We start from the raw sequence: 11802 nt of genomic DNA, 5'->3' as shown, positions 1-11802 counted from the left end.
TGGCGCTTCAAAAACCGCGCATGACACCGATCAGGGCCTGACCCGCCTCCACTCTGTGATCAGCTCCGTCGGCTCAGGCCCTGATCTCGACACCACAAGGGGGGTCAATTTTGGACGCCGATAAGGGGTCAGTTTTGCGCGCCGATTGACAGTGTGGCGACGCTGGATGCGCAGAGCGTCCTCGCCAGACCCAGGCAGCGGTCCTGCCGCTGGTGCCGTGTCTCGATACGCTCCGCAGAATCTCTTTCGTCGTGGCACTCGTTTGCCTCGCGGTCACATTCTAAGACGTTCCCGACGATTGGAGCCAAGGGTCAGTGATCAGCATCCTGCTTGGCGGCTTCGCCGTCAGCCCGTGGATGTGGTCGGCGCTGCACGACGACGACCTTGAAATCGCAGTGCTCCTGTTCCGGCTCCGCTTCGGCGGTTCGACGAACGTGGGGGACTGCTCGCCGAACAGGGGCTGGCGGACTAAGGAGTGATACGGGAGCAATCTCTTTCGTGCCGTCAATGCATACCTCTCTATAGCCCTAGCAGCATGCGCAGCCGTTGCTCAATATCCGCAGAGTCGATGCCCTTCTCTTCGGTGGTCGTCATTAGAATTCCTGCGTCTCCGTCACCCTCTTCTTCCGGCAACACCCCCTGAGAGCGATACCAATTCAACTTTGCCAGCCACCGCCGTCGATATGCTGGTTCAGACAGCAGCCCAAGGTGCTCCAGAAACACGCGCCGACCAGTCTCAGCGTCTTCGATCGTGAAGTCAGGGTATCGGACGCTGCCGTCCTGCCCGGTAAAGGGTTGTTCATAAGCATACGTGATCCCGAGACCATGAAGAAGATTGGCAATAATCACCTCCGATTTTGAGCGCACTAGCTCGCCACGCGTGGTGCGGTGAATTAGGCCTTCTTCGAGGAAAGACCCGAGGTGCTCGACAGGCTTGGGATCGGAAAACAGATTGGTAAGCCGACGGGCGGTCTCGGAATGCTCGGATAGAGACAGATTCAGAAGAGCTCTAAGGTCTCCTTGGTGAAAAAGGACGACCTCTTCACGTTGGCGCGTCAGTGCCGTGTAGAGCAGTTCACGTGAAAGAAGCCGACAGGGATTCGGGATAACGATGAAAGTCGTACCAAATTCGCTGCCTTGGGCCTTGTGAATGGTCAATGCATAAGCGAGCTCCAAAGGCGACTCGCCATCTTGACCAAAATCGCGAGCTTGGAAGCTAAAATGGTAGCCGAGCTGCGACGAAAATTCAACCTGAGCCTCCCAGGGACTTCCCTTGTAGGATGCTTTCGCACCCTTGTACTGCCCAATTACAATTCCAATTTCCCCATTTGCCAAATAGCTGTCAGCTACCTTGGGATAGCAAGATCGCTTTTTGTTGATCAGATTGATTACCTTGTCACCATAAAGAATTCCCTGAGGTCCTAACGGTTTAAAGACCTTACGCGAGCCAAAAGAATTGGGCGTGGCCCAAACACGCGCCCTTTGCCGGAAAGTTTTCTGAAGCCAGCGGTTTAGGCCATCCACGCCGGTCTCACCAGCGCGCACTGGTGAGAGTATTTGCCATGTTTCAGCGTCAGCGCCACCTCCACTGCGCCGTTCGGCGCCCTCGGCATCTTTCTCTAGGCGGGACAGATTGAAGTACACGACTTCTTTGAACGGACGCCCGCCAAGGCTGATCTCGAAAGTGGTGTCGTCCCCCTCATCGTCGAACCCTTTCTTTTGAGAAATGCTCCGCGTCGTCGCCTTGACCTCGGCAAGAAGCGTTGTCTGGAGGTCGGCGTCGCCCTCCCAACGAACCGCTCGAATTCCTATGGCCTTGCCTATCGCTAGACGATCCCATGCTTCATCAGCACCAGGATCCGGAGCCTCTCCCCCGAACCACCTTGACAAAATGATGTCGTCGCGTGCTGCTGGCGGCTGTCCTGCCGCGACTGATTGCTCGGTTTGCCGACGCACCATCTTGAGCTCAGCATATCCCGCCGCCGTCTGTCTGTTCGCCGTTGCACTGTCGTAGTTCAAGTAGCGGACGATGTCGACGAAGGGGCGGCCCGCCCCAATTGGCGGGAGCTGTCTTGGATCGCCCACCAAGATCAAGCGTTCGACCGATGTTGTCTCGATCGAGTCAAGGGTCGCCGCCAATTGGTCCTCGGTCAGCATAGAGCACTCGTCGATGACTACAGTCTTGAATCCGCGCTCTCGGTTGGCGTCATCGGTAACTCGATACGCTCCGGTCAGTGGGTCGTAGCGGCCGAGTGCCAGCAAGAACTGCGCAAGTGTGTAGGCCTGCGCATTTTTGGCCCGCCTCTGCATCTGAACCCGCGCCTTCCCTGTCGGGGCGAGCAGGAGTACCCCTCCGGCAGCGACCGATGGCAAAGACAGGAGGGCCGTCAATAGGCTCGTCTTGCCAGTACCAGCAGGCCCAATCAGAACCGAAAACCGAGACCGAAATATCTCCTCTAGCGCCTTGGCTTTTTCGACCCGCGCAAGCTCCTCCGTCTCGGGGTCGCTCGCCGCCGCAAACGGCGGAAGCTGTTGGTCGATAAGTGCTCGCCAGTCGTGCTCGCCAGGATGTCGTTTACCCGTAAGGCGTCGTTTCACACGGGCCGATATAAGGTCGCGTGACTTTGCATACTGCTGGAGCTGCCATGCTGGGGTGCCATCCGCCATAAGGGAGACGGCTATCCTGGCCTTTAGGAATGTGCCAAATGCTTCGACCCAATCGGCACCGATTGCGCACTGGGGTGAGACATCGAGGTCGCGGACCCGTTGCACGAGCCAAGATTGGGGCAGCAAGGTATGCCCTTCACCCGCTGCGCGATCGAGCGTCGAAATCATCAAGGCTCGGCCACGACGGGGATCAATAGCTTCCCGACAGCGGGAGGGGTCCGGCAGGGGTACCGCCGTCGCGACTGTCGCGTCAGGGAAAAGTCCACGATCAATCACTGCTGCCGAAATTGGGTCGATGCGCCCTCGGTCGTCTTCGAAGCAAATATACGGGTTGGCTAAGATTTCTGCGTCGGTAGCTGTGATGCCAACCCGCGTGCGTTCTTCCGTTACAAACCACCGGGTCGCCTGATCGGCAGTAATCTCGAATCTGGCAAGCAGCTTGAGCAGCGCCCGCCGCTCTGGCTTCAGGCTGCCCCAGAGTTTTGCCGCGGTCGAACCAATTGTCGCTGCCAAATCGAGAGCGAGCAGGGTCGGCTCGTGAAGCACTTTTTCAACGAGCGGCCAAGGATCGCGCACCTCCTGGGAGCCGTCGGCGTGCAGCTGTTGACCAACGGCGTGTGCGACGAGAGTACCGTGAGTCAATCCGAAAGCTGTCAGTGCTGAGCCAAGGCCGGGAAAGGCACCCCGAAGCCGCCAGATCCTGTTCAGCTGAGTGTCGACCCAGCCCCGAGCGGCGGACCAATTGCCTGGAACTACCCGTTCAAGCCGCTCAAGCAGTGACGCGCAGGCGAGCAGAACCGTGATCGCTTGATCATGCGTCACATGCTCGGTGCCCATTGAGAATGCGTCCCATTGTTCCTCGGGCGCATGAAGCACAAGGCTCGACACATCGATGCTGGGGTCTTTTTCGGCCAGATCAATCAGTTCGTGATAGGGAAGAAGAAAGCCGTCCTTGATGTCTGGCCGTATCGAATGATGCAGATTGCGCTCCCACAGGACACAGCGCATCGCGTCCGATGGCGCGCCCTTCTCATAGATGTACTCGACAGAAGGGTCTACCTTGAGAACGCGACCCATGCCGACAATGACTCGCCGCCCGTCATCCGTCAGCGGTGTTCGCTTGGCATAGAAGAATACAAGAGATTCCTCGGGTGTGATTGCGCCGAAGAACGTGTCGAGCATCGCAAGCTGGTTCCGGCGTTCCTGAACCCAGAGCTTATCGAATTCGAGGTCGGGTTCGAGTTCGGGTCGGAAGTCGATCTTGTAGGCCTTGGCACGATCAGGGATCCCGTCATCCGAATTCTTCATCATCCAGGCGAAAGGAACTGCCGCAGCGGAATAGGCCGGATGGTGGAAGTAGCTTTCCTGGAAGTGCTTGTATCTAGGGTCGTGACTGTAGGGATGACGCACCTTCCGAGCATAGCCGAAGGGCGCCATGAATGCCCCGCGTTCTGCGGCACATGCCGGTAGCCGAGCGCCGTCGGGATCCCAAGCGGCACCAGCGATGCTCGTCTCGAAATTGTCGTCCTTGCTTTCTGCTACTCTCGGCAGGATCAGGCAGGACGTGTTCCCACGCGGATTTGCGCAAGTTTTCCCTGCCCAGCCACCGTCGTGCCATGGAACACGAACTGAAACATGCATGGTGGGCAAGCGTCTTGCTCCGGCGATCATTGGCATTCCTTCCTGCAGGGCAGTCGCGCGCTGCATCAAGCATCAAAAAAGCGCCTACAGAAGTGGTATGCAAGGCGATCTCGGAAATTGAGTATGTTGTCTTCCACTGTCATGATTTCACAGTGAGCGGTGCCACCGTTCGCTGGGCCCCGAAGACCGCGGCCCACCATTTGCATGTAAAGAACAGGACTAAAAACGGGCCTTGAGATCAGGACCATGTCCGCCTTTGGTGCATCGAAACCTGTCGTCAGGACACTGTGATTGCAGATCACTCGAAGATCGCCGGCACGGAACCGTCGCGTGAAATGCTGCCTCGCAAGTCGGTCCGTCTGACCGCTGACAGCGGCTGCAGGACAACCCGCCAAGTGTAGTCTCGCTGCAAGGTACTGTGCGTGGGCGACGGAGTTGGCGAAGAGGAGGATAGACTCTGCCTTGCTGTTCGCGATTGCATCAATGATCAGATCGTTCCGGTCGGAGTCTTCGCCCATCCGATCCACGACGCTGTCAGGAAGCTCCCCAAACGTATCGACGTGTTGCTGTTCGCGTTCTGTCAGGGTAATCGGCCTGTCGTAACGAAGGGGGCGATAGCTTCGGTCGGCGAGCACGCCCATCTTGGAGAGCTTGTCGTGAAGGCCAGGCTGGTCGGCCGGAAACCAGCGACGGTCAAAACGCGCTGCAAGCCGCTCGGACTCGTCCTCATCGTATCCGCGCCAAGGCGTTGCGCTGAGGCCGAGAACGGGCGCTTCACGCTCCCGTGCTCGCTCGCTGCCGACCTGAACATCGAGCCATCGCAACAGGTCGGTGTAGCTCGAGGTTATCGCGTGATGGCACTCATCTATGACGATGATCCCGGTTTGAGCGACCCATGCCAGTTCCGGGCGACCGCTACGGCTGATCAAGGTCTGGATGCTTGCGATCACTACGGTTGGCTCGTCCCCCTCCGGCGGTGACGGGTTTCGCTGACCACCCCATAGCCGCACGATACGAAGATCTTCGCCGGGCTCTCCCACATTGACCCAGAGCTGGCGAAAGCCCTGGACAGCCTGCTCGCACAGTTCATCGGTCTGGGCTATCCAGAGTGCAATTCGGCGTCCCTCTCCCTTCAAGACGAGCCGCACGACAGCCTCAGCAGCAACACGCGTTTTCCCTCCGCCTGTAGGCAGGCTGACCACGGCTCGGCGGCGGCCAGTGCCTGTGCCGAGAAGCGTGCCTATGCTCGTCAAGATATCTTCCTGGTAATCATGAAGCGCTGGAAGGTGGATCGGCCCACTTACGGAGACTTCTGCATCTCTGCGGCCGCCGGCCGAAGAAGCAAACTCAATCGGGAAGCCAAGTTCTTGCACAAACATGCGCGATTGCTCACCGCCCCATCGATTGGGAGGTGCAAGTCCTTGAAGCTCGAGTGCGTTCCTGAGCTTGCTGAGCAGCGTCGGTCCGTGAACCGCCATTGCCAGTCGGGCAAGGCTCTCCGGATCAAGATCGTTCCCAACGGCTTGACGGGTAGCAGGAGTGAGGGTCTCGAGGAGGCACCCGAGATCACTTCCGATCGCCTTCAGCAACCTGAGCTCAAGGGTTCTTTCATCTCGAACTGCCTTGCGTGCCTCGTCTGACCGCCGATCCATTATCCGGGAAAGGATTTCTTCCAGATCTACCCCGTCCCGGACGATCCCGTGGCGCGCAAGACACCGAAGCACCAGTTCGATGCCTTCCTTCCGGCCACGACTGCCAAACTGCTCACGATCGATGAGTAATGCGCCGTCGGCGTCCATACCGACTGTGACCGCTCGCTTCGAGGGCCCTACGATTTCTTCAAGGCCAGTTACCCAGACTGCCAGTACCGTCCTGAGGGCCTCAGCGCCTTCCGGTGCTGCCACCAACTCTGGGATAAGATCTAGAAGGTAGGACGGCACGGACATACGCTTCTCGAATGACATCGAGAGTCCAGTGCCAAGCTCGATTGCGCCGGCCGCTACCCATGCCGAAGCAACATCCTGGGACAACAAGACAATCCTGCCATCGTCGAGATCGTGACTTACGCTCGGATCGGACGTCACATAGATTTTCGACAATGGGAGCGTGCCGTCGGCGCTGGGCAAGGTAGCGGGAATAGCTCCGTCAGCATGCGCTATCTCCCAAACTGGCCGTAGTGCCTTGAAGTCGCTTTTTCGCTCCGCGAGTGATTTGAACACCTCTTCCCAGAAACGCGCAGCGGCTTCGCGCGTGAATTTGGACCTTTGCCAAGCAAGGCGTGATCCTAGGTCCGTCTCAGCGTCTCTCTCTTGGAGAAAGCCGTCTACAGCCTTAAGGCCGGAGACTTCAGCTCCAACCAGGGCTCTAGAGATTTTGGGGGAGATGCACTTCAACGGCACCACGAGATTGCCGACACGTATCCGTCCATGCTCCGTGAGCCAGAAGTAGATCGGATGCGGCGCTGTCACCTTTGGGTATGAATCCGGACGTGTCGGGTGGACGATAGTAACTTTGAACGCACTTTCGGCAGTTTGCGTGATTGCACTCAAGAGCACCTGGCTCAATTTAGCGGAGCTTGCTGCAGGCAGCAAAGGGAGAAGCCGCCAGCCGGCTGGCATTCGAAGCGAGTAGCTGGAAGTTTTGGGCAAGTATCGCGGCGTGCTGCCAGAGTGCTTCCTGCAGATTTCATCGAAGGCAGGACTCAACAAGCGGAAGTAGTCCGTTAGATTTGGATCGCCCCGATCCACAGACTCCTCGGCACAGGGGAATTCCGTCAGCCATTCATTTGGAGCCGTGGCTTTGATCTCCTGCGAGAACTGCGGACTCATGACATGGTCCTGGGGAAAACCCTCTGGGTTCTCCCGTACGATCAATAGGTTCCGGCTTGTCCACTTTCCCGAAGTCGCACGAAACTTGAGCCGATCCAGATCAAGGTCATCAATGTATTCTTGCCTCGCCTCCTGCGGTGCAGAGGCAATGTTGTGCCAGAAGTTCTCCCAGTCTTCAGGCTGATCTGATTCCTCCGCTGTCGTCAGAGATGTTTCCAGGATGTCGGACCATGCCGCTGCCGCCAGTTCGGTGACGTGCAACTGATTTATCAGGATGTCTCGGCTCTGTTTGTCCGAAGCGATTTCTTCAGCGACTGCTCGGAAGCCTGCGGGAGGAGCCGATCCGGATACGATGACTGCCTCGTAGGGGGTGGCCAGCCTCCCCTCAGTAGTTGGGATCAGGCGGGCCTCAGGAACGCTGAACAACCCGTGCTTATAGCCTTCCTGCAGGAGGCGGCCAACGAACGCCAAGGCATTTCTCGCCAGAGCGAGATCGGTATTCGCGACGCAGTTCAGCCATTCATCGGCGGGGGGCTTCGCGAGGACCTGCATCTCCCGGCGTCTTGCTTCCTCGACGAGCGCCTTCAAACGCGAGACCCTTGCCTCGGAGGAGTAGCAGTCTGGATGCAGATAACGTTCTCTCGCATCCGCGCCTGCTAGGTCGGCCCAGGATCTGCAGATTTCCGTGTTCTCAACAAAATGCCGAACGAGCTTGCTTGGGTTGCGCGGGATACCGTTCACGTCAGGCAGGACCTCGGACGAAACGATCTTGTCCCAAAGAGACCGAACAAGGGGGACGGCGATTTCGTCCTGCCGTTCCGGTTGACGCGGGAACGCACTTACTGCGGCCCCGCAGTCCTCGGGTGTCGATAGCGCAGTGAGTGAGCCGCTGATCAGATCAGCGGCTGCCTGCATTATCGCTTCGTTCCATGGTCCCCTGATCAGGTTGGTCCTGTCGCTGTTGAGCTTCCAGGGAGCATTAAGGATGCCCGAAGTTCGGCTCTGCGTTTCGGTCGGGAAAAACGCCCAGAAGCGACCAGCCTGTTCACGACCACCGACCGGCACTGCCCAAGCCAATGGCACCTGTTCCCTCGCCTGGATGTGAGTTGCATCGGAGCGCGCAGCCTCGCTGTCGACCTTGACCGAAGTCTCGAATATCTTCCAACGGGCCTCATTGGTTCCATCGCCCACAACGGCAAAACCGTCTTCAAACCGTTTCGTCAAGAGACGGGGTGCAGCGCCTTCAACTTCAAGCTCGAGGGTGATAGCCGAGGGTAAGAACAACAGGAACTCTGCCGGAAAATCGGCAATTTCCTGGCTCAGTCGATCAAATGCTGCGTCATCCGATATCTCCGCCGAGACGACCGTGGTCGCCCAGCTCCACTTGTTTGTACTGAACAGTGGACTGCTTTCGGCAGATGGGTCCAGTACCTCGGCAAGTCGCATGCCGGGGGCGGGTGCGCTCTTGCCAAAACCAAGATGTCCACGAATGCGATCACGGCAGGCTTCGGGGTCGAAGCGCAGTCCTACTGATTTGGATGTCAGGTCAACGCGACCGCCCAGTTTGAGCAGCGACTTGAACCCGATCCCAAATCTACCGATCTGATTGCCGCGCTTTGGTGAGCTGCGCGCATTAAGAAGCGCAACAATCCCCGGTTCGTCCAGAGCGGCCCCGGTGTTGGCTGCCTCAAGCCGGTGAGGGGAGAGAAGGACGTGAATTCGTCCTTGCGGCTCCGCGGCCTCGAGGATCGCGTCGGCTGCGTTCTGCACCAGTTCGTACAACTGACGGTATGCGTATCCCCCAGACAGAACTTCGTTCTCGGTCTCGAAATGCTCGGCCGCGTCTCGCGGCTGCGCTTCGTAGGCCTTAAGGCGCTTCCGGCACTCGTCGTGAACGAACTCGGCGAGCTGCTTCAGTTCGGTTTCGTGGTTGCGAACATCCATGCACGCCTCAAGAAATCAAATGGGAACATCCGCGTTAAATGTTCCAGAACGCCCTTTTCACGAAGAACAGACTAGCCGCGAGGTCGGGCGATCTACAACAACTTATGAGAGCATCGCGGCTGTTTTCGTTCAGCGTTTTGGGCGCAGCAAACTATGTCAGCCGCAGAGTGAAGCTCAGAATTGGACTAAGGTGTGTCATTGCAAATCAATGACTTAGCAGACGGAGAAGGTTGGATGTCAGGCCCATCCCCTCCGCCAGCCACCCCTCGATTATTCTGCTCTTTCCGTTCCACCAGGATATTTGCCCCCCTTTTCGGGGGTTGCCATGGTCAATTCGCGAGGGAGACGCCATTCGCTACCAATAATCCCGCAGAACACCAATCGAGTCTCTGCTGACACCAAGCCCCGTTCCGGTTGCCTCGATCGCAAGAACAGGGAAATGACGGGGAAAGTCGAAGTTTGCGGGCCCTTCGGGCGCCTTTCGTCCTGAAGCACCGCGCCTATTCCGTAACTTACGAGCAACTTCGCTGCTCGCCGGGAACAGGGAAACCAATCGGCATATCAGGGAAGCAAATTTGCCAGATCAGGGAAGCAGCACCCCAAGAACAGGCCGGTGCTGACTGTACTGGCTGGAATGACTTGATGTCCCGATCTGCGGGTCCCTCTGTGAAGATCGGCCTTGGCTTGCTGGCGCACGGCTCGAACTTCGGCAGGAGCGGAGCATCCAGGATTTGTTGCCGCACGAGCGGCACCGGCAAGCCGGTACTTGGGCGCGAAGCCGCAATTGAACTGTCGACCATCGAGAGGCAGCTGCGGGCCGATAGCGGACAGGATTGTATCTCTTTCCAATCCAGCGCCAGAGGGTTCTTGTCTGTTAAAGGAAGGGGCAGGTGATCCCTTCCGCCTCCGCGGTCGCCATAGCCGTGATCCACTCGATAAAGGGCGCGACGTGAGGATCGCGCCCCGCGCGGGTGACGGCATAGAGACCAGTGGGCAGAATGACAGGTTGATCCAGAACTTTGACCAACTGCCCATGTTGGAGAAAGTCTGATGCTGTGCCAACCCAGCCCAGGGCGACGCCCCGCCCGGCGAGTGCGGCCTGCATCATCAAGAGGTGGTTGTCGAAACTTGGCCCCGGCAAGGCAGGGCTCTGAATGCCAAAGTGCTCAAACCATTGTGTCCAGTCATACCAGGACCGTTCCACCGATACGGCGTGCAGAAGGTTGTGGACCAGAAGGTCGCACGGCTCCCGCACTTTCCCGTGCCGGGCAATGTAGTCCGGAGTCGCCACTGGCAGGATACGTTCGCGGAGCAACAGATGCGAGATGCAGCCCGGCCAGTTGCCATCGCCAAAACGCACGGCGATGTCTATGCCGTCGTCCAGTGAGGCAAGTCCCTGGTATGTCGTCACAAGATTGACCTGAAGATCTGGCCAGGTCTCGTGAAAGGACTTCAGGCGCGGCATCAGCCAGTAGTTTCCATAGGCGAGGTTGCAGGAGATCGTCAGCGTGTTGCGTGGTTTCACCGGGCGCAGCGCGCGGCCCTGAGTGGCAAGCTGGGTCAGGCAGCTTGCCAGCGTCGCGATGTAGGTCCGACCGTCTGCCGTAAGACTGACCGGCCGGGTCGTGCGGTCGACCAGAACCGCCCCCAGGAAGGATTCCGCCGTGTTGACCGCGTGGCTGATGGCGGACTGGCTGACATTCAATTCTTCCGCCGCTTGTGAAAAGCTGGCGTGCCGGGCGACCGCTTCAAGCGCCAATAGCGATTTCAGCGGCGGTATGTCCTTCCAGTATCTCAACATGAATTTCCTTCATGACAGAATGACTCGATCCGAGATTGTGCCAGCTGCGTTTGCTCGTGGAAATAGGGGTATTGGACATATGCTCGGGCAACCCAAGATGAGTGAAACACGCCAGGTGAATGTGATGGTCAGCGGTGCCGTCATGGAAGTCGCCATGGCCCGCCCGCCGGTCAACGCGATCAATCTCACCCTCAGCCGACAGATGTATGACGCTTTCAAGCGGTTGAACGAGGATGACAGCCTTCGGGTCGGGCTTCTCTACAGCGAGGGCAATGCCAAGAACATCTTCTCGGCCGGTTGGGATCTGAAAGCCTTCGCAGCCGGTGAAAGCCAGAACGACGAGACAGGCTTCGACCTCGGGCCGGGCGGTCTGGGTGGTTTGCCGGAGTACTTCGGACTATACAAACCCGTCGTCGTTGCAGTCGCTGGTGGAGCAATCGGTGGCGGGTTGGAACTGGCCCTCGGCGGCGATGTCATCGTCTGTTCCGAGGATGCCTACTTCTGGCTGCCGGAAATGCAGCGCGGCTTCCTGCCCGACGGCGGTGCGATCCAGAAGCTGCATCACCGCATTCCCTTCAACGTGACCATGGAGCTGATCCTGACCGGCCGGAAGATGTTTGCAGACGAGGCGAAACACTGGGGCCTTGTGCGCGATGTCGTACCGGCCGACCAACTGCTGGAACACGCCCGCACCGTCGCTGCCATCATTGCCCAGGGCGCCCCGCTGGTCGCGGTCGCGCTGAAGGAATACATGCGCCGCTATGCCCATGTCTCGGTCGAAGAGGCGCATGCGGCGGTCCGCCGTGCCTGGGTTGGTCGCAGCGACATGCCGCATTACGAGCAGATGATCCGGTCCGACGATTTCCGCGAGGGGTCAGTCGCCTTTGCGGAGAAGCGCGATCCGGCATTCAAGGGGTAGAT

Annotated in this window: 5 protein-coding genes; 2 read left to right on the top strand and 3 right to left on the bottom strand. The window is 58.5% G+C overall.

Annotated features, from left to right (window positions below; translation table 11 throughout):
• Positions 1-314: 314 nt before the first annotated feature.
• Positions 315-479 (top strand): hypothetical protein, encoded by a 165-nt coding sequence (locus JNL31_RS11970; RefSeq protein WP_294973521.1) that lies wholly within the window; start codon positions 315-317, stop codon positions 477-479.
• A gap of 40 nt (positions 480-519) precedes the next feature.
• Here the strand turns inward: JNL31_RS11970 and JNL31_RS11965 are convergent, their stop codons facing one another.
• The 3 genes from JNL31_RS11965 to JNL31_RS11955 all read right to left on the bottom strand — a co-directional run bounded on the left by JNL31_RS11965 (position 520) and on the right by JNL31_RS11955 (position 10878).
• A complete protein-coding gene (locus tag JNL31_RS11965; RefSeq protein ID WP_294973520.1) occupies positions 520-4104 on the bottom strand; it encodes an ATP-dependent RecD-like DNA helicase in 3585 nt (1194 codons plus the stop codon).
• 269 nt (positions 4105-4373) lie between these two features.
• Positions 4374-9080, bottom strand: coding sequence for a DEAD/DEAH box helicase family protein (locus tag JNL31_RS11960; RefSeq protein WP_294973519.1), 4707 nt, complete (start codon positions 9078-9080; stop codon positions 4374-4376).
• Positions 9081-9954: 874 nt separating this feature from the next.
• Entirely contained in the window at positions 9955-10878 is a 924-nt protein-coding gene (locus tag JNL31_RS11955) for a LysR substrate-binding domain-containing protein (RefSeq protein WP_294973517.1), read from the bottom strand.
• Positions 10879-10978: 100 nt separating this feature from the next.
• Here JNL31_RS11955 and JNL31_RS11950 point away from each other — a divergent pair, with 100 nt between their 5' ends.
• Entirely contained in the window at positions 10979-11800 is an 822-nt protein-coding gene (locus JNL31_RS11950; RefSeq protein WP_294973516.1) for an enoyl-CoA hydratase-related protein, read from the top strand.
• Positions 11801-11802 lie beyond the last annotated feature (2 nt).

Origin of the sequence: Tabrizicola sp. (assembly GCF_016792905.1) — a bacterium.
GTDB lineage: Bacteria > Pseudomonadota > Alphaproteobacteria > Rhodobacterales > Rhodobacteraceae > Tabrizicola.
The sequence above is the reverse complement of the archived record's forward strand: the minus strand, read 5'-3'. Positions and strand labels throughout refer to the sequence as shown.